Source organism: Clostridium fermenticellae (genome assembly GCF_003600355.1).
Classification (GTDB): Bacteria; Bacillota; Clostridia; order Clostridiales; family Clostridiaceae; genus Clostridium_AV; species Clostridium_AV fermenticellae.
The window spans coordinates 991,549-1,011,877 of the sequence record NZ_CP032416.1 but is presented as its reverse complement, the minus strand read 5'-3'; the positions used below and the strand labels follow the sequence as shown (position 1 = coordinate 1,011,877).

Below are 20,329 nucleotides of genomic sequence, written 5' to 3'. Positions count from 1 at the left end.
GCTCAAACCTTCCCTTTCTAAAAAATATATCTTTCAATATTGTACAATAAATGACGAGTTTTTTAAATAGCATACTTATCCAGCAAATCTAAAAGTTTTGTTAATAATAAAAATCCTAACAACTCTTTATTGCTAGGATTCACATTTTTCATATTATTATTTATGATTTTTAAGAGCTTTTGCAAAAACTTCTGCTGATCCAAGATTAGTAGCAAGTGGAATACAGTGAACATCACATATTCTAAGCAACGCAGAAATATCTGGTTCATGAGGTTGTGATGTAAGCGGATCTCTTAAAAAAATTACAAAATCCATTTTTCCTTCAGCTACCCTTGCTCCAATTTCTTGATCTCCTCCCATAGGACCTGAGAGAAATCTATGTACTTTTAAACCAACTATTTCATTTATGAGCTTTCCTGTAGTTCCTGTCGCAAAAATTTCATGATTTTTAAACACATCTTCATATCTTTTCACAAAATCAACAATATCATCTTTTTTTTTATCATGTGCAACAAATGCGATTTTCATAAACATTTCCCCCTAAAAATTAATTTTCTTTCTTCTCATACCAACACTTAAAATCAAACCTAATCCTATAAAATTAGTCATCATTGAGCTTCCTCCATAACTCATAAATGGAAGAGTTATTCCTGTTATAGGCATAATTCCTATAGTCATTCCAATATTCTGAAGTATCGAAAACAACATAGAAGCAACTATACCAATGCACAGTACTGAACCAAAAATATCTTTTGATTCTCTCGATATCTTAACAAATCTATATAATAGTATAAAATATAAAATCACAAGAAAGGCTGCTCCCACAATTCCCCACTCTTCTCCAACTACTGAAAATATAAAATCTGTGTGATCTTCTGGAACAAATCCTCCTCCTACTTGTGTACCCTTTAAAAATCCCTTGCCCCAGAATCCGCTCGAGCCTATTCCTATAAGCGATGATATAAGTTGATTCCCGGATCCAAGTTCATCCGATTCTGGATTCAGAAATGATGTAAGCCTGGTTTTCCAATATTGTTCCATCAATGGGGAATTCCATATAATAGCAACAAGACCAACAAGTCCTGCCATACCACCACCAATAATTTTAAGATTCAATCCAGATATAAAATACATTCCGAGAACGGAAAAGAAATAAATCATAGTCATCCCCATATCTGGTTGAATTACTATAAGAACCATAGGTATTAAAGCATATATTGTAAGCTTGACAAAATTTCTTATATTATTGATATTTCCCTCCATGTCATCAAGCTGTTTTGCAATCATTATAATCATCCCAAGTCTCGCAAATTCGGATGGCTGAAGCTGAATAGGACCTATTTTCATCCATGATGATGCACCATTTACAGTAACCTTGAATAAAGTATCATTTAGTATAAGCAAAAAAATACCAAACCAATATATTATATTAGCATAATTCTTTATTAAGGAATAGTCGAATAACAAAATGACACATATAAGCAACAGTCCAACAACAAGCCATATAAGCTGAGCCTTAAGATAATATGTACCTGACTTCATATGCGTAGCACTATAAATATTGAGAGATCCAAATACTACTAAAGCTATTACTACAATAATTGACCAAAAATCTAATTCTTTTACAAGCTTTTTATTAACAGTAACTTTTTGCAACATAAATTTTATCCCTCCAATATAAATATGATTATACCACAATCATGAAAAAAAGCTATGTAATTTACATAGCCTTAAATAGCTTTTTCTATCTTTTCGTCATTTTTATCGGAATACTAGCAATTAAAGCTGGAGAATCGCCATCTATTTCTTCCATTTTCGTCATTTTTACGTCAATTTCTCCAGAATCAATCTCTACATACTTCGAAAGCACTTCTAGAATATCCTCTTTTATTGATTCCAATAACTCTGGTGAAACACTTGATCTATCATGTATTAATATTAATCTTAAACGTTCTTTAGCTACTTCTTTTGGGGAAGGCTTTGAAGAAAATATTTTGAACAAATCCATATTATTCCCTCCTTTATTTTATATGAAATAGCTTTTTCAAAGCTGAAAAAAAACCTTCATTGATTGACTCTAAATTCATGAGTGGAACCTTTTCTCCCATTATTCTCTTAGCTATATTTCTGAATGCCTGTCCCGACATTGCCTTATTATCTAAAACTATCGGTTCTCCCCTATTCGTAGATACAGTAATACTTCTATCATCAGGTACAACACCTATAAGTTCTATTGCAAGACTATCCAATATATCATTAATGTCAAGCATCTCTCCACTTTTAGTCATATCATAATTTATTCTATTTATTATTAGTTGATGATTCTCTAGTCCTTTTGAATCTAGTTTTCCTATAACTCTATCAGAATCTCTTACAGATGTAACTTCCGGATTTACTACAATCAATGCTCTATCCGCTCCAATTACAGCATTTTCAAACCCCTGCTCAATACCAGCTGGACAGTCTATAATTACATAGTCAAAATCCCTTTTCAATTCATGTATCAGATTTGTCATCTGTTCCCGACTAACATCATTTTTATCTCTAGTTTGAGCAGTCGGAAGTAAGTAAAGATTAGATAATCTTTTATCTTTTATGAGAGCTTGTTTCAATCTACATTTATCCTCAACTACATCTATTAATGTAAACACGATTCTATTCTCAAGTCCCATTAAAACATCAAGATTTCTAAGTCCTGTATCTCCATCTACTACTACTACACTTTTCCCAAATGACGCTAATGCTGTACCAACATTGGCTGTGGTAGTAGTTTTTCCAACCCCACCTTTGCCTGACGTCACTACAATAGCTTCTCCCATTTAAAATACCTCCATTATATAAATTTATTAGGTAAATATGGTTCTACAATTATTGTATCACCTTTAACTCTAGCAACTTCTGGATATTGAGGTTTAACATTGTCTTCTGGTGACCTTGTCATCACATTTGCTATCTGAAGTATTTCAGGTTGAAGATAAAAGGCAGCTACTAGCGCTTTTATATTACCTCCAAATCCCGCATGAACATATCCTTTTAAAGCCCCTAATATAATAATATTCCCACCTGCATATATTTCTGCACCTGCGTTAACATCTCCTATTATAACTATGTTGCCGTTATAGTTTACAATTTGACCACTTCTCACAGTTCTTCTCAAAAACTTAGTACGTCCTTCATAAATTCCTGTAAATACCTTAACTTTTTTCTCTTTACTATCTTCTAGTATACAATCTTTTATGAGAAACTCTTCAAATAGCACATCCTTCAATTTACGGAATTCTTTTTGGTTGATATACTTAAGTTCAGTCGTTATTTTAAGGGTAGCACCTTTATAAAAAACTTTTCCTCTTGATAACTTGCCAATTAAAGTTTCGAGCATTTCATCAAAATCTTTAAATTTATTGATATTTATAACTGCATTAATGCCCTCTTTATTACCTTTAATTATTATACTATCCTCCAACATATTAGACCTCCAATAAAAGTCACCTATTTTATTTATATTTCAACACAGTACCTGTAATTCCTTTTAGTAATTTGTACTATATATTATATTTTAACATAAAAAGTGATCATTTTACGATATAATTTACCATTAATGTAAAGTATTAATCTTTTAAAATTAAAATGACAGGTTATAGCATATAACCTGTCACTTTATATAGAGTTTACAGCCCAAATATCTATATTATTGGCCGGTACTGCTAGTTCCAGAATCTGAACCATCATTCAGATGAAAATATGCGGAATATATATCTCTAGCCACATATGCACTTTGGGCTCCCTGACCACCATCAAACATTACAATACATACAGCTATCTTAGGATCATCAAGTGGTGCAAATCCAACATATACTGAATAGTCAGTCCTGCCAACAGCCTCTTGATTATTAGTACTGGCTGTACCAGTTTTTCCTGCTGTCTGTATAGAAAAACTTTGAAATGCACCTGCTGCAGTACCTTTTTCATTAACAGCAGCCATTCCTGATTTAACTGCCGCCAGGTTCTCAGCACTGATTCCAGTTTTCTCTATAACCTCTGGTTTGTTTTGTTCAATAACCTTTCCATTTGGATCCAAAATTTCATCTACAAGATGAATTTTATATCTAGTGCCACCATTTGCAATAGTCGCAATATAATTAGCAATTTGGAGAGGGGTAAATTGATTCATACCCTGACCTATAGCAGCATCATACATTGGAGCTGTAACATTTATCTGGCTATTTGCATCAGAAACCGTTGTATAATATATACACGATATCATTGATTTTATGTCTTTATCTGATATACCTTTATCTTTATATTGAGGATCTTCTTTCACTAAATTAGTTATTAACTCATTATACGTATCCTTATTAAATGATTTACTTCCATCTTTTATTGAACCCTGTATTGATTCTTTAAGCTTTTTCTTTATATCCTTTACCTTACTAGAATCATTATCATTATCATACAGATCAATAGGGGTAAATTTATATCCATTGTCACCACCAGACTTTAGCGTTTGCATTGTCTTATATAAATACGTACTAGCATACAAATTTTTCATAGACCACATATTATACACCTGGCCAAATGCTTCAGGTATTTCTATGCCAGTTGATGGTTTTTCATCAGAAGTAGGTGGGACACCAAGTCCAAATTTCCATGCATATTTAGCAAGTCCATCGCTGCCTAATGCTTTTTTTATAAGTCCACCTACTGTCATAAAGTATGGATTACTCGATTTTTGAATGGCACTTATAAGGTCAACTGGTCCATTTGCTCCATCCAAAGTAAAGCGTGTATAATTTCCTCCACCTTTATCAAATATTCCTTCATCATCCACCACAAAACCAGGTGTTATAACACCACCCTGAAGTCCTGCAATGGCAGTCATAGGTTTAAATGTAGATCCTGGAGGTATAAGTGACTGAGTCGCATAATCAAAAAGTGGTTTCGCATATATATCATAAGGATCCTTCCTTACGGTAGTATTATTTTTTATACTTTTATCCACAGGAAACAATGTATTCAAAACTTCATCTTCTGTTTCACCAGGATAATATGCCATTAATCCCCTTTGTTCTATATAATTCTTACCAAATGCTTTAAGATCAGGATTAAAAAATTGGTTATATAAATCTGTACTTAGACTTCCGGGAGTAGAAAACAAATTTGGATCATACCCCGGCCTGCTTGCAAGTGCCAAAACACCACCTGTATTCACATCTAAAACAACTGCGGCTCCTCTTGTTGCATTAGCTGTATTGGAACGCTGCTGTGCAGAAGGGTTAGCTCTTAATTCTGACATTTTTGTATCAAGTGCCTTTTCTGCAGCTGCTTGAACTTCCTCGTTTATAGTGAGTTTTAAACTCTGACCGGGATAAGAATCTCTGCTGCCAAGTTCCTGAATTATTCTTCCCTGCTTATTGAGTTTAACAATTTTACCACCTTTAGAACCTTTTAGTCTATCCTCATATGAAGCTTCAAGACCTGCGGCACCTATATAATCCGTACTTGTGTCATATCCTTTTTCACTGTATTTTTCATCGTCAGATGTTATCTTAGATATATAACCTAAAAATGCAGATCCAACTTCACCATACGGATACGTTCTAATTGGCTGTGTATCGACATCAATTCCAGGAAGCTCATTTAACATCTGTAAAAAAATCAAAGCGGTACTTCTCTTTATATTGCTGGCAACAGTTACCGGTTTATATCCTGAAAAACTGTTCATTTTAGCAGTATCTTTTATTATCATAAACCTTCTCTGTTTCTCAAGGGAATACTTAGAACTATTTATATTATATTTTTTCACCAGAAATTTAAATGTTTCCTCAGGGGTTATTTTAAGCAACTCTTCGTCGATTTTTGCCTTATCTTCAGTAGTAAGTTTATCTGTACTCTTATCTCCGAATAATTTTTTCTGCACATATGAATCCATACCTCTATCCTTTTTAAATCTCAATTCAAGATTTTTTTGAGTTTTTGGATCGTCACTTCTAAATTCAAATCTATATGGATTTATCTTTAATTCAAAATCATCTTTCTGAGTTTCTCCATTTTCATCCAGAATCTTAAACACCTTGTCCATAGTCTGAAAAAATGTTTGATCTATCTCATCAGTTTGATTATATACCAGAACATAACTTTGTGTATTAGTTGCAAGCACCTTGTTATTAGTATCAAGAATCTTTCCTCTAGGTGCAGTTTCAGGAATTTCTCTTATAGAATTGCTATCTGCCTTTGCTTTATAATCCTCTCCCTTTACTACCTGAAGAAAAATTATCCTGGATAAAATAGAAACAAAGATTAAAACCATTATAGTTATTAGCGCTGCATATCTATTGATACCATTCTTTTTATCGATTTTCATGAAATCACCATTCCTCTAAAATCTCCATCGCCTTTCCATATATGGCTTTTGGCAAAGCCTATACACACCTTTATACATAACAATTGATATAATTAAACTGTATATACCTATAATAAACACATTCCCGAAACTGCTGTACACCTTGCCTATATACAATATCACAAAAACCATTATTCCCTTTAAAATACTCAAGGCAAAGCAAGTCATAACTGGCATAATCATCTTTTGTTTAAGTATACTGTTTCCTATAAACCCAGCTAATATACATACAATCATATTTGTGAATGCATTTATGCCAAAACCATTCAAAAAATAAACATCCTGCAGCATACCACATAATGTACCAATCCACATTCCTTCCCAACTTCCATTTATAATCGAGTACGAAATTATAAAAACTAAAAGCAGATTTGGATATGCCCCTCTTATAGATATAAATGGCATAAGTACATTATCCAGCATAAATAACAATATTGACAGCAATAATAAAATCAATACTTTTTTCATATCATATCACCCTAATATTTCACATCTATTTTATTTTTAGGTATAACGACAAAAACATTGTTAAGTTTATTAAAATCAACGTATGGCTGTACTATAGCATTTTTCATTACTTTTCCCTTATCTTCCTCGATACCTATTACTGAACCTATTCTTATTCCCTTTGGATAAAATCCTCCAAGACCTGATGTCAATATAACATCGCCTTTTTTTACAGTAGAATCCTCAGGTAGATAACATAACTGTGCAAGTAATTTATTATCACTGTTTTTATACCCTTTAACTACACCGCTATTTTCATCTGTACTCTCTATAGTTGCACTAACAGCTATATTCTCATTGGACAATGTCTGTACTATAGACCAATTAGACCCAATACTTGTTATCTGTCCAACTAAACCATCTGGAGCTGCAACTATCATTTGTTTTGTAATTCCATTCTTAGTTCCCTTATTTATAACAAACTGATCTAAAACTCCGTCACCACTTTTACCTATTATGTCACATCCTAGATAATCATATTGTGAATTTTGATTCTTAAAATTCAACATTTTTCTCAAATCATTATTTTCATTCTTAAGTGAATTATACTCTACTAATTTATTTTGAAGTTCGCTATTTTTCTTTTTTAGCTGTTCATTTTCATCCTTTACATCAGAAAAATTAAATATAAAACCCACAAAGTCTTTAACACCATTATTAAATTTATATATCGTGCCTTGAACTGGATTAAAGGCAACACCTATGCCATTTTCTAAAAAAGGTAATTTATTTCTCCTAAATCCCTGTGTAATTAAAATTAAAAATGTAACTGACAGTACTACAATTGCTACTGCCAGTTTATTCTTAAATATCTTCATAATTATTATTTTCTACTTGCTATTATCTTATCTATAGTATCAAGTGCTTTGCCAGCACCAAGTGCAACACAGTCAAGAGGAGATTCCGCTGTATGAACAGGCATGTGAGTTTCCTTATTTATAAGTAAATCCAGTCCACTAAGCATCGCACCCCCGCCAGCAAGCATTATACCTTTATCCATAATGTCTGAAGCCAATTCTGGAGGTGTTTTCTCAAGAGTAGTTTTTATAGAATCAATTATTGAATACACTGCTTCACTTAATGCACTTCTTACTTCAGTTTCTGTTATATTTATAACTTTAGGAAGTCCTGATATTAAATCTCTTCCTCTTATTTCCATAGACTTTTCTTCTTCCTTTTCTAATTTAAATGCTGATCCGAGCTGTATCTTAACATTTTCTGCAGTTCTTTCTCCTACTGCTAGATTATACTCTTTCTTTATATAGCTTACTATTGCTTGATCTAATTCATCTCCTGCTATTCTTAAAGATTTACTTGTAACTATTCCACCAAGGGATATGACTGCTACCTCTGTAGTACCTCCACCAATATCAACAATCATACTTCCAGTTGGTTCGTTTACAGGAAGTCCAGCACCAATAGCGGCTGCCATAGGCTCTTCCATAAGTAGTACATCTCTTGCCCCAGCCTGCTTTGTAGCTTCATCTATAGCTCTCTTTTCAACTTCTGTTACACCTGAAGGAAAACATATAACTATTCTCGGACTTGTAAATGCAGATTTTGGACTTATTTTCTCAATAAATTTCCTAAGCATAGTCTGTGTAACGTCAAAATCGGCAATTACACCATCTTTAAGAGGTCTAATAGCAACTATATTTCCTGGAGTCCTTCCTATCATCTCTTTAGCTTCGGCTCCTACCGCTAAAACTTTTTTTGCCTCGTTATTTATAGCCACAACTGATGGCTCTCTCAATAATATTCCTTTGCCTTTCACATATATTAAAGTATTTGCTGTTCCTAAATCTATTCCCATATCTCGTGATATGCCAAATAATCCCATTATTTTTCTCCTTTCAATACATAACTACAATATTCCTTTTTCCTTTAAACTAATATATTTACCATTACCTATAATCAAATGATCTAATAAATTAATTCCTAAAATTTTACCACACTCTTTTAATCTATAAGTTATATTCAAATCTTCACTACTTGGCGAGGGATCGCCAGAAGGATGATTATGACATACTATAATTGAAGCACTATTTTTTTTGATAGCTTCGCAGAATACTTCACGTGGATGTACTATTGAGGAATTTAAATCTCCAATTGAAATATCCTCAACACATATTACGATATTTCTTGTATTTAGTAATATAGTCATCAAATGTTCCTGCTTTAGGCTGCTCATTTCACTCATTACAAGATTAGCTGCATCAAATGATTTTAGTATTTTATACTCAGAACCATCTTTATATGAGTTAAACCTCTTAGATATCTCAGCCACAGCTAATATCTGCGCAGCTTTAGCCTTCCCTATTCCATAAAGGTTTCGAAAGGCTTCTAAATCAGAAGTAAGAAGACCATTAAGTCCTCCACTTTCTTTTATGACCCTATTACTTAATTCTACTATATTCTCCTTTTTACTTCCAGTTCTCAATATTATCGCCAAAAGTTCAGCATTTGATAATACTTTTGCCCCATATTTCATGAGTCTCTCGCGAGGTCTCTCACTTTTAGATAAATCCACAATTCTTCCCATATAAATTACCTCTTTATAGATTTACCCCCATACTCCTAAACATTTTAGACAGCTTATTTAAAGGCAATCCCACAACATTGTAATAACATCCGTGAATTTCCTCTACAAATAATCCACCATATCCTTGAATACCATAGGCTCCTGCTTTATCCAAACATTCACCTTTTTTTATGTATTTTACTATGTCACTATCAGACAAAGTAGAAAATTTAACATCTGTACAGACAAAATCCTTCTTTATTTTATGATTTAGTGTATCTATCAAAGTTATTCCTGAATACACTTTATGAACATTTCCACTTAATAATTTAAGCATATCAAATGCTTCTTCTTCATCACCAGGCTTACCAAGAATTTTATTTTTAAAGGATACAATAGTATCACATCCAACTATTATATTCCTATCATTAGCTTTATTATTTAAATATTTTTCTACACTTGCGGCTTTTTTTTGAGCCAGCTCCATAACATAATAGGCACAGTCTCCTTCAAATTCGACTAAGCTCTCATCAAAATTACTTACTATTACATCAAAATCATCTATGATTCTATAGAGTAACTTCTGTCTTCTAACAGAAGATGATGCCAAAATAACTTTCATTTTTAGTACCACCCTTCGGCCTAGAATTTTCTATACAATATTATAGCTATAATTGTTCCCAGTATAGTCATTATACTTACATTTACACTTGCACTCAATGTTAAAATCATAAATCTCAAATTTAGCACAAATGGTGTAGAACTACCTATAGTATATGATTTTCCTAAAAAGCTCAGCATGTTAAAACTATTTCCTATTATATCCCCGACAAAACTTCCAAATACAGCTCCTAAAAATATTATAAACCATAAAAAGCCACTACTTTTTTCAGCTCCTTTCAAATTAATCCCCCACTTTAATTTTATATCTAATATAGTTTATCATTTAATAAAGGGTTAAACAAGTACATATACAATTGTTTTAAAAAAATTTTAAAAGTAAGTATTATATTTACAAAAATAAAGAATATTATATAAAATACAATTTTCTTCACTTTATATAATATTCTTTATTCACAATTAAGGCATATCTATTTTTTCCCGACTTTACTTAAAAAACCATATATATAAGTATATTCACTTTCAACATTATCTTTTGATATCCTATCCGGTAACTTATTTATATAAGTTTTAATTTGCTTCAATTTATCCAAATTCTTACCACTTCTAACACTCTGAAGAGAATTACTCCATTTCTTTAAATCAGCTGTTTCTACAGCCTCAACATTTTTATCAGATGCTTTATTCAAAACTTGTATATAAGCATTTACTATTTCCGATATCTGTATGTCACATGTGTTATCCTTATAGATTGAAAATGTCATTTTCGAATTATCAACCTTTTGCTGATTGAGAGATTCTGCCACATTTTTTCCTGTTTCTTCATTATAAATTCCGAGTAGAATTCTTGTTTTATCCTGCTCTGTTACCGAAAATGGTGTTCCATACTTCTTTAGAACATTTTTCTCCTGCTCCGCATTATTTTTATCTTTATATATTCCCCCTTGTACAGCTACAAATTTTCCTATCTTTTGATTATCTTCCACAGCAGTATTATTCTTGGTTCCACTGCCACTTTTATTATCTGTTTGTTTAGAAACAGTATTTTCTGCCTTGCTCCTATAATTGCCTCCGCTAACAAATATTTTAAATATTATGGTGGCAAATAAAAATGCAAATACTAGAATGAGTACTACTGTTAAAACGAATGTTTTACCTCCACCTCTTTGTCCCAAATCATACCTTGTGTACTTCATTTTTTCACCCCTAAGCTTTGCCTTTATCCTTAATATATTAATATTATAAATATAAAATTTTATTACATATATTAAAAATATAGGATTTGTAATTCCAGGCTTAAGTTATACGTAAGCTGACATTTCCAAAATGTAGGCACATTAAAAAATTTTTTAGTAAATCTTAGTAAAGTATTTTTGAAAATCTTAGTAGATTTTATATGTTTGAGCATGCGAGTTTATAAAATCTGCTTAGATTTTTATAAATACGAACTTAGACTTACTAGAAATTTTTTAGGTGGCAAATTTTGGGAATGCCAACTGGAGTATAATTTAAGCTTGAAATTACAAGCCCTATAAAATTAGGATACTTAAAATACACGATTTTGGGACAGAGTTACATAACTTTTACACCTTCCATATCCGGTTTTAACAATATAATTTTCCACCTGTCATCTAATTGATTTAAAAATTCACCCATTTTATTTACAAAATTATCTTCATCTTTATTTAAAACAGCCATAAGAGTTGATCCAGAACCACTTATAAATTCCCCAACTGATCCCAATTCTTTAGATTTAGCAAATATACTATCCAGATTGTTGATTAATTTATTCCTATATGGTTGATGTATCTTATCATCAAAACACATTCGTAAACTATTAAAATCTTCATTATACAGAGAACTTACAAGCATAGTTGCCCTTGATATATTGAATATACAATCCTGTTTTTTATAAAATTCAGGAAGAACCTTTCTTGAAAGCTCTGTACTAACTTCAAACTCTGGTATCATTGCTGCAAACTTAAGTTGTCCTGGCATACTTATTTTAGAATAATTTACCATACCATCTTCATTTATAGATACTACCATACCTCCGACTACTGCTGGAACAACATTATCAGGATGTCCTTCTATATCAGTTGCAATTGATATAATTTCTTCAATTGTAAGTCTATTCCCCATAATAACATTTGCAGCACTTACTCCTCCAACTATGCAAGCAGCACTGCTTCCAAGGCCTCTACTCATAGGTATGTCACATTTTATGACATTTATTTTAAATCCATTATATTTATAGTGAAATCTATCAAGTGCATTTATTATGCTTTTATATATAAGATTATCCTTATAATCATCAGAACTCTTCACATTATCGTTGTATATTTCAGTTTCCGTATAAGTTTCTTCAACTTCTATTTCATTGTATAACTTCAAAGCCATTCCAAGTGTATCAAATCCCGGTCCCATATTAGCAGTTGTAGCAGGTATTTTAACTTTAATCTTTGACATAAACAAGCCTCCCCATCCAAAATGCACATCATCTATCCATAACTAATATCTTTTTCACTTTTTCAACACCATCTAATTTTAAAAAACCATCTATGATATTATTCAAAGACTTTTCATCTGAAGCTTTTACAAATGCAGCTACCTCATTCCCATTGTCACCTGTAACTGAATTTGAAAATATATGACACATTTTGAAATTAGCTGATATGTTTTTTATTACTTCTAACCTATTACTTGTATTAATCCTTATAAGCCATCTATCTTCACTAGACCAATATTTATCAATTTCCGCTATTTCATCATTAAAACTCAAAGGGCTTGTTCTTTTATGTCCTATTATATCAATGATATCTCCAAATACTGCACTCGCAGTTGGAAACATCCCTGCTCCCTTTCCTGAAAAAACCACATCCCCTACTGCATCTCCGTCCACAACTATAACATTATATTCATTTTCTATTTTCCCTAAGACTGATTCTTCTCTAACCATTACAGGCATTATAGATGCATATATCTTTCCTTCTTCTCTCCTGCTCATTCCAACGAGTTTTATATTATATCCTTCTTGCTTAGCATACATAAAATCTTTTTCATCTATATCAGTTATACCTGTTATATTTATATCTTTCCATTCAACTCTTCTATCATATGCAATAGTAGATAATATGGATAATTTTCTTGCAGCATCATATCCCATTACATCCGACTCTGGATTTGACTCCGCAAATCCACTTTCTTGTGCAAGTTTGAGTGCTTCATCATATCTCATGCCATCAGCTGACATTTTAGACAATATAAAATTTGTTGTACCATTTAAAATAGCCTTTATACCGTTTATCTCATTTCCAACAAGACATTCGCTGATTGATTTTAATATTGGAATTCCACCCCCTACACTGGCCTCAAATTGAAGTGTAACTCCATTTTCCCCGGCTATTTTGAGAAGTTCACATCCATATTCAGCTATCAAATCCTTGTTTGCAGTAACTACATGTTTTTTTAAGTTTAACGCTTTTTTTACATATTCATATGATGGTTCAAGTCCTCCCATTGCTTCCACAACTATATCGACTTTAGCTTTAAATATTTCATTAATATCATCGGTCATTATATCACTATTTTTATTATCTTTATGTTTTTTAGTATTTTTTACAAGAATCTTGGATAAAATCAGCTCCTGATTTAAATTTTTCTTAAATTTTCCTCTATTTTTTAATATGAGTTCAGCAACCCCACTGCCTACAACTCCATAACCAAGCATTGCTATACAAGCCATTATAAACTGCCCCCTCTTTACTTATTAATTCATTCTACAGCTACCAAATCTACCTTTATGACATTTTTAATTGCTGCAATTTCATCAACTAATTCATTAATTTCTATATCCAGTTTTGATGCATCAAATGTTATTGAAACACTCGCCGCTTTATTTATCGGAATGTCCTGATTTATTGTAAGTATGTTTCCTTTTTTAGATGCTATTTTATCCAATATCTTTGATAATGTACCAGCTTCATGAGCAAGCATTAGCCCTAACGTGACCTTGTGACTGGTTAACCCTTCTGACAAGGTAAATACAAAATCCTTATATTTATAATATGTGCTTCTGCTTATTCCTACTTTTTTTACGCCATCAGATATATCCTTTACTTTTCCAATTCTTAAAAGTTCTTTTAATCGCATAACTTTAGTGAAAACTTCTGGAAGAATCCCTGTATCAATTATTAAATATTTATTACTCATAAAACCCTCCATTTTTTGTATGTATATCGCGTACACATGTACGTCCATAGCATATATTGTTATTATAGTAACATAATAATTTACTAAGTTCAAGCATTTAAGTAAAATTTGTTTATAATTTCGAAAGAAAACGTTTTTCAAAATACAAAAATAAAACTTTGTCCTAGATACAAATTTCTATACCTAAGGCAAAGTTCATTATAAAAAATTAAATTTACACTTATATAATTTACATATTACCTATTTTCTCCTAGAAATAAATTGTGTATGAAGTAACTCATGTGACTTTTCTCCTAATGGCTTCTTTAAAAATTTATTGTATATTTCCTTTATAGCAGGATTTTCATGAGATTTTCTTACACTTAAATTGGCATCATGCTGATATATAGATTTTTTCCTATTTTTATAAGCCTGATCTCTATCAGAATCAATAAACAATTTAGGCTGTCCTCCACCACTTATGCATCCTTCCGGGCAGGTCATTACCTCTATGAACTGCAAGTCACACTTTCCACTCTTTATTGACTCCAAGACAGTTTTAACATTTTTAAGTCCAGATACGACCCCAACCTTCAAATGGAAATCTTCAAGTTCAATTTCAGCTGTTCTAAATCCTTCTCCTCCCCTTACCATGGTCAAATCTAATTTAGGAATCGTTTTTTTAGTTGCAAGCTCATATCCAGTTCTAAGTGCTGCCTCCATAACACCTCCAGTTGATCCGAATATAGCTCCCGCACCAGAATATTTGCCAAGAGGAGTATCAAATTTTTCCTCTTGTAATTGATAAAAATCTATTCCCTCATCTTTTAAAAGCTGAGCCAATTCTCTTGTAGTTATAACCAGATCCACATCCCTATAACCACTATCGTGCATTTCATCCCTTTCGCACTCAAATTCCTTACAGGTACATGGCATTATAGAAACACTATAAATTTTACCTGGATTAATTCCATTTATCTTAGCACCATAAGTTTTAAATACCACACCAGCCATCTGCTGCGGCGACTTACAACTTGAAAGGTGATTTAATAATTCAGGATACATTTGCTCCAAATATTTTACCCAAGCTGGACAACATGATGTAAACATAGGTAAATTTTCATTATCTTTTAGTCTTTGTATTAATTCGCTTCCCTCTTCCATTATAGTTAAATCCGCACCAAAATTCGTGTCATAAACTCTATCAAATCCCAATTTCTTAAGAGATGCTGCCATTTTACCCGGCGTCAATGTTCCAAGCGGCAAACCAAAATCTTCGCCAAGCGCTACCCTTACGGAAGGTGCACACTGAACAACTTTAAACATATCTTTATTTCTAAGCATTTCTTTCAATTTTTTTACTTGTCCGAGATTATAAGCTGCAAAAATAGGTTCTCTAACACTATTTAACATTCCTCTATCGAAAAGTTTTTTACTTCTTGGAGTAGACACTTCATCATCTGACGCAAGATATCCTTTACATATTTGAACACATTGTCCACACATGACACATTTATCAGTATCTATGCTTTGAGGCTTTTCATCCTCTCCCTCTATCGCATCTACAGGGCACACTTCAGCACAACGTCTGCAGCCAGTACATAATTCTCTATCTATATTTATTATAGAAGCATTTGACATACGTAATATTCCCTTCTTTCAACATTCATTTTAATATCCGAAATTATAAACCGTTATCCGACATAAGCTCTAATGCAGCTTTAATATTATGATCTTTCTTATCTTCTTCAGGATTTACTATTCTTAAAGCATCTTCAGGACATGCTTTTACACAATTAGGCTCCCCACCGGCATTTTTGCATAAATCACACTTATATGCTATCAACTTTAATTTTCTATTTATTCCACCATCAATTGATTTTCCTTCAAATTTAGGCATTAAATCTACTGCACCTATTGGACATACAATCGTACAAGTTTTACAACCTATACATAACTTTTGATTTACTATTATATTTTCATCCTCATAGGTAATAGCTTCTGTTGGGCATACTTGTGCACAAGGTGAATCCTCACATTGTCTACATTGAATTCTTATGCTATACTCTTTATTTTTGACAATAAACGCTCTTGGGACAATTGGTGTATCCATATTGCCTACTGTAGATCCACATCCATTTTCTCTATGACTTGCAGCACAAGCTACTTCGCATGAACGACAATTTATACATTTTTTCGGATCTACCAAAACAAAAGGATTAAGTTCTAATTTCATTTTATAATTTACCACCCTTCTTTTAGTACCGTATCGTCTAAATATTATAATCTTTGTATATCTTTGCAATTTGTTTGGAACTTTTTTCTCTTTTACACTTATCGCACATAACCTTATTTAAATCAATTTTCATACCTGCTTTTTTATATGCAAATTTAATATGCTCCTCTGTAGCAAAATATCTACCACAAGCACTGCATTTTATCATCTTAAATTTTTTACCCCAAATTTCTAATTCATTGTCCTTTTTAGTTACCTTTATGGCATTAGTTGGGCATACATTGGCACATGATTCACATCCAATACACTCCGGTGAAATCTCATTATATGGGGTTGATACATCTTTATATATACCTCTGTTTACAGTTGATATAGCTCCTGCTCCGAGTTTATTGCAGGCTCTTGTACAAAGTCCACATAATACACAGTTTTCTGTCTTATCTAGTTTAAATCTCTGAACTCTATGTTCGTCCACATCAAAATACTTTGCCAGGTCATCAATTTCTTTATTTTCTGGACATCTTGCTTTAAGAAGCATAACCACATTTTTTCTTATTCTTTTTATTTTATCAGAGTTTGTAACAACTTCTACCTCTTTAGCTACAGGGAATAAGCAAGCTGTAACAACCTTCGAACGTCCTCTGTCTATAACCTCTACCATACATAATCTACAACTTCCAATTCCAGACAGTGCATCACTATGACATAGCGTGGGTATATATATATTATTTCTTCTTGCAATTTGAAGAATAAATTCTCCCTTTTCACACTCGCAATGTTTTCCGTCTATAATTATATTCATAAGATTCACACCCCTTATTTCACTTTGACTGCATTAAACTTACATATATTAATACAGTTACCACATCTTACACACTTCTGAGCATCTATTTTGTGAGGCTTTTTAACATCACCAGATATAGCATCCACAGGACAATTTTTTCTGCACAAGTCACAACCTACACATTTGTTAGAATCTATTGTAAAGGTTGTCAATTTCTTGCATACTCCTGCGCGACATCTCTTATCACGAATATGCTCTTCAAATTCATCTCTAAAATATCTTATAGCAGCTAAGACAGGATTTGGAGCACTCTTTCCAAGTCCACATAATGCTGCCTGGCTTACCATAGAGCATATTTCAAGTAATTCTTCTATATCTCCATTTCTTCCCTTTCCTTCACAGATATCTGTAACTATTTCAAGCATTCTCTTAACACCTTCTCTGCAAGGAACACACTTTCCGCATGATTCTTCTGCTAAAAAACTCAGATAGTATTTTGTAACATCTACGATACAGGTTCTATCATCCATTACAATCATTCCACCTGATCCCATCATTGAATCAGCTGCTTTAAGAGTGTCATAATCAACTGGAAGATCCAGATACTTTTCAGGTAAACATCCTCCTGATGGCCCGCCTATTTGAACGGCTTTAAACTTTCTATCATTTAATACTCCGCCACCTATATCAAATATTATTTCCCTTAAGGTTGTACCCATAGGAACTTCTACAAGTCCAGTATTTTTGACCTTTCCAACTAAAGAAAACACCTTTGTTCCTTTACTTTTTTCCATATTTCCTATAGTATTATACCAGCTGCCACCTTTTTGAATTATTATAGGTACATTGGCCCACGTTTCAACATTATTTAACACTGTTGGCTGTCCCCATAATCCTTTCTCTGTAGTATGGATATACTTTGCTCTAGGTTCTCCAACTTTTCCTTCTATTGATGCCATAAGCGCTGTAGATTCACCGCACACAAATGCTCCTCCACCTCTTACTATCTGAATATCAAAAGAAAATTCCGTTCCAAGTACATTATTTCCTAATAAATTATTTTCTACAGCTACATCTATAGCTTTCTGTAAATTTTCTATAGCTAATCCATATTCATCTCTTACATATGCAAAACCATGGTTAGCATGAATTGCATACGCACATAAAGTCATGCCTTCAATAACACTATGGGGGTCACCTTCCATAACACTCCTATCCATAAATGCACCTGGATCACCTTCATCACCATTACATACTACATACTTAGGATTAGTGTCAATATCAGTAGCAGTCTGCCATTTACGACCGGTAGGAAATCCAGCTCCACCTCTTCCTCTTAGTCCTGAAATTGATATTTCATGCAATACATCCTCAGGTTTCATTTCAGAAATGGCATGTTTTAAAGCTTTATATCCTCCTCTTTCAATATAATCATCTATACTTGTAGGGTCTATTTCTCCAACATTTCTAAGTGCAACCTTATATTGTCTTTTGCAAAATTCACTTTGTTTATGATTTTTAAGTCTCTCTTTAGTAGAAGTTTCAAAGTACAATAAATTTTCAATAATTTCTCCATTTATCAAAGTCTTTTTTACTATATCTTCTACATCTTGAACTCTAACTTTAAAATAAGCTATATCATCCGGATATATTTTTATAACAGGCCCTTTTTCACAAAGTCCATCACAGCCGGTTGCTTTTAACTCAAATTTAGTTTTTACTTCTGCATTGACTCCCAATTTTTCTGTTATATTTTTAAATTCATTGTAAACTGCCATACTATCTTTTGCCAAGCAACCTGTCCCACAACATACATTAATAGTTTTCTTTTGGTCCATTATTTTTCACCTCTATAATTATCAATAATTTCTTTTATCATTTTAGGCGTCAAATTTCCGTAATATTTGTCATTGATCATCATGACAGGAGCTATAGCACAACAGCCAATACAATTGACGGTATTGATTGAAAACATAAGATCCTCTGTGGTTTCACCTGGTTTTATTCCCAAATGTTTTTCTAATTCATCAAAAATGACCATAGATCCAGCTACGTGACATGCCGTTCCATCACAAACAGTTATAATATACTTTCCTTTCGGTGTAAGACTCAGAGCCTTGTAAAAAGTAGCCATACCATAAAGCCTGCTTACGGGTGTATCTAGATATTTTGCTAACGCTTCTATTGAATCACGAGGAATGTATTTATATTTCCTCTGTATATCCTGTAAAATAGCTAAAGTAAACCTTTGCTCTTTAGGATATTTTTGTATAACATCCATTCCATCTAAATTACTGGTGTCATTTTTTTTCTGTACAGTATCCATTCAATCCCACCCTCTTATTTATTAAGTATTTATAATAAACAGAACTCAATTCTGCTTAAATCAATTTTGCTAGAATAAACTTCAAAAATTTATTTAATTTGGATCACAATATTCTGCATGTTCTTGTTAAATTTTTGTCATTATTCAGAAATATAAAAAATAATATCGGCCAACTTTCATTTTGATATATAATTATTCTAGAATATTCTAAATTCAATGTCAAGTTGACTTTTTTTTAACAAACTTCCATCATTTTAAGCATGATTAATGGTATTTATTTACTAATTTAATTGCACATAAAACACCGCATAAAAAAAGAGAGGCAAAAACCTCTCTTCTAAAAACTATTAAATTCAATAATAAAATCCAAAATACCGTTGCTCCAATTTTGACACCTATCTCTCGATAGGTGGGTGTCCTCACAGATGCTTTTATCTCTTCTAAACCATTACAAGGATTCATATAAAAGTACATATCCACATCTAAATATTGAACTCCCAATTTTATAATGTAGGTTCAAAACTTAGAGCTAGTCGAATATTTCAGAAAATATTCAACATTTGGTGCGAAGGACGGGACTTGAACCCGTATGATTTTACTCGCTACCCCCTCAAAGTAGTGCGTCTGCCAATTCCGCCACCTTCGCTAAAAAACTATAACAAAGACTGACTCTTTTAAATTAAAGTGACATCTTTGCCTAATCAGTATTATACTATTTATTTTACATTTGTCAATATAACTTT

Annotated in this window: 21 protein-coding genes, 1 tRNA gene and 1 other RNA gene; all 23 read right to left on the bottom strand. The window is 32.4% G+C overall.

Translation table 11 applies throughout. The features are described 5' to 3' along the window. Nucleotides 1–156: 156 nt before the first annotated feature. Complete coding sequence (gene mgsA / locus D4Z93_RS04895; protein WP_119970893.1) at nt 157–528, bottom strand: methylglyoxal synthase; 372 nt, start codon at nt 526–528, stop codon at nt 157–159. 12 nt (nt 529–540) lie between these two features. Next, nucleotides 541–1,659, bottom strand: a complete 1,119-nt coding sequence (gene rodA / locus D4Z93_RS04890) for a rod shape-determining protein RodA (RefSeq protein ID WP_119970892.1) — start codon at nt 1,657–1,659, stop codon at nt 541–543. A gap of 85 nt (nt 1,660–1,744) precedes the next feature. Then, a complete protein-coding gene (gene minE / locus D4Z93_RS04885; RefSeq protein ID WP_119970890.1) occupies nt 1,745–2,008 on the bottom strand; it encodes a cell division topological specificity factor MinE in 264 nt (87 codons plus the stop codon). A gap of 13 nt (nt 2,009–2,021) precedes the next feature. After that, nucleotides 2,022–2,819, bottom strand: coding sequence for a septum site-determining protein MinD (minD, locus tag D4Z93_RS04880; protein WP_119970888.1), 798 nt, complete (start codon nt 2,817–2,819; stop codon nt 2,022–2,024). A 14-nt stretch (nt 2,820–2,833) separates the two neighbouring features. Beyond that, complete coding sequence (gene minC, locus D4Z93_RS04875) at nt 2,834–3,466, bottom strand: septum site-determining protein MinC (protein WP_119970886.1); 633 nt, start codon at nt 3,464–3,466, stop codon at nt 2,834–2,836. 222 nt (nt 3,467–3,688) lie between these two features. Continuing rightward, nucleotides 3,689–6,361 carry a penicillin-binding transpeptidase domain-containing protein gene (locus D4Z93_RS04870; RefSeq protein ID WP_119970884.1) on the bottom strand — a complete coding sequence of 891 codons (2,673 nt, stop codon included), beginning with the start codon at nt 6,359–6,361 and terminating at the stop codon, nt 3,689–3,691. A 15-nt stretch (nt 6,362–6,376) separates the two neighbouring features. Further along, nucleotides 6,377–6,868, bottom strand: a complete 492-nt coding sequence (gene mreD, locus D4Z93_RS04865) for a rod shape-determining protein MreD (RefSeq protein ID WP_119970883.1) — start codon at nt 6,866–6,868, stop codon at nt 6,377–6,379. 11 nt (nt 6,869–6,879) lie between these two features. Beyond that, nucleotides 6,880–7,725 carry a rod shape-determining protein MreC gene (gene mreC, locus D4Z93_RS04860; protein WP_119970881.1) on the bottom strand — a complete coding sequence of 282 codons (846 nt, stop codon included), beginning with the start codon at nt 7,723–7,725 and terminating at the stop codon, nt 6,880–6,882. A 5-nt stretch (nt 7,726–7,730) separates the two neighbouring features. Beyond that, a complete protein-coding gene (locus tag D4Z93_RS04855; RefSeq protein WP_119970879.1) occupies nt 7,731–8,747 on the bottom strand; it encodes a rod shape-determining protein in 1,017 nt (338 codons plus the stop codon). 24 nt (nt 8,748–8,771) lie between these two features. Then, entirely contained in the window at nt 8,772–9,449 is a 678-nt protein-coding gene (gene radC / locus D4Z93_RS04850; RefSeq protein WP_119970877.1) for a RadC family protein, read from the bottom strand. 13 nt (nt 9,450–9,462) lie between these two features. After that, nucleotides 9,463–10,050: a Maf-like protein gene (locus D4Z93_RS04845; protein WP_119970875.1), complete on the bottom strand. Its 588-nt coding sequence runs from the start codon at nt 10,048–10,050 to the stop codon at nt 9,463–9,465. A 20-nt stretch (nt 10,051–10,070) separates the two neighbouring features. Beyond that, the gene (locus D4Z93_RS04840) at nt 10,071–10,331 is read right to left on the bottom strand and encodes a DUF4321 domain-containing protein (RefSeq protein ID WP_119970873.1); all 261 of its coding nucleotides are present in this window, start codon (nt 10,329–10,331) and stop codon (nt 10,071–10,073) included. Nucleotides 10,332–10,519: 188 nt separating this feature from the next. Then, nucleotides 10,520–11,245 (bottom strand): hypothetical protein, encoded by a 726-nt coding sequence (locus D4Z93_RS04835; protein ID WP_119970871.1) that lies wholly within the window; start codon nt 11,243–11,245, stop codon nt 10,520–10,522. Nucleotides 11,246–11,621: 376 nt separating this feature from the next. Further along, nucleotides 11,622–12,518: a homoserine kinase gene (gene thrB / locus D4Z93_RS04830; protein WP_119970869.1), complete on the bottom strand. Its 897-nt coding sequence runs from the start codon at nt 12,516–12,518 to the stop codon at nt 11,622–11,624. A 28-nt stretch (nt 12,519–12,546) separates the two neighbouring features. Beyond that, on the bottom strand, nt 12,547–13,794 hold the full coding sequence (locus tag D4Z93_RS04825; protein WP_119970867.1) for a homoserine dehydrogenase: 1,248 nt from the start codon (nt 13,792–13,794) through the stop codon (nt 12,547–12,549). 29 nt (nt 13,795–13,823) lie between these two features. Continuing rightward, nucleotides 13,824–14,261, bottom strand: coding sequence for an ACT domain-containing protein (locus D4Z93_RS04820; protein ID WP_119970865.1), 438 nt, complete (start codon nt 14,259–14,261; stop codon nt 13,824–13,826). Between the two features lie 240 nt (nt 14,262–14,501). Next, nucleotides 14,502–15,881 (bottom strand): [FeFe] hydrogenase, group A, encoded by a 1,380-nt coding sequence (locus tag D4Z93_RS04815; RefSeq protein ID WP_119970863.1) that lies wholly within the window; start codon nt 15,879–15,881, stop codon nt 14,502–14,504. 43 nt (nt 15,882–15,924) lie between these two features. Continuing rightward, nucleotides 15,925–16,476: a 4Fe-4S dicluster domain-containing protein gene (locus D4Z93_RS04810; RefSeq protein WP_119970861.1), complete on the bottom strand. Its 552-nt coding sequence runs from the start codon at nt 16,474–16,476 to the stop codon at nt 15,925–15,927. 37 nt (nt 16,477–16,513) lie between these two features. Beyond that, nucleotides 16,514–17,278 carry a 2Fe-2S iron-sulfur cluster-binding protein gene (locus tag D4Z93_RS04805; protein WP_119970860.1) on the bottom strand — a complete coding sequence of 255 codons (765 nt, stop codon included), beginning with the start codon at nt 17,276–17,278 and terminating at the stop codon, nt 16,514–16,516. 14 nt (nt 17,279–17,292) lie between these two features. Next, a complete protein-coding gene (locus D4Z93_RS04800; RefSeq protein ID WP_119970858.1) occupies nt 17,293–19,098 on the bottom strand; it encodes an NADH-quinone oxidoreductase subunit NuoF in 1,806 nt (601 codons plus the stop codon). Further along, nucleotides 19,098–19,586 carry an NADH-quinone oxidoreductase subunit NuoE gene (gene nuoE / locus D4Z93_RS04795; protein WP_119970856.1) on the bottom strand — a complete coding sequence of 163 codons (489 nt, stop codon included), beginning with the start codon at nt 19,584–19,586 and terminating at the stop codon, nt 19,098–19,100. The genes D4Z93_RS04800 and nuoE overlap by 1 nt, the downstream gene beginning before the upstream one ends. Before the next feature lie 359 nt (nt 19,587–19,945). Next, nucleotides 19,946–20,138, bottom strand: a non-coding RNA gene (gene ssrS, locus D4Z93_RS04790) — 6S RNA. Between the two features lie 9 nt (nt 20,139–20,147). Then, nucleotides 20,148–20,232: transfer RNA gene (locus D4Z93_RS04785), tRNA-Leu, on the bottom strand. Nucleotides 20,233–20,329: the final 97 nt, after the last annotated feature.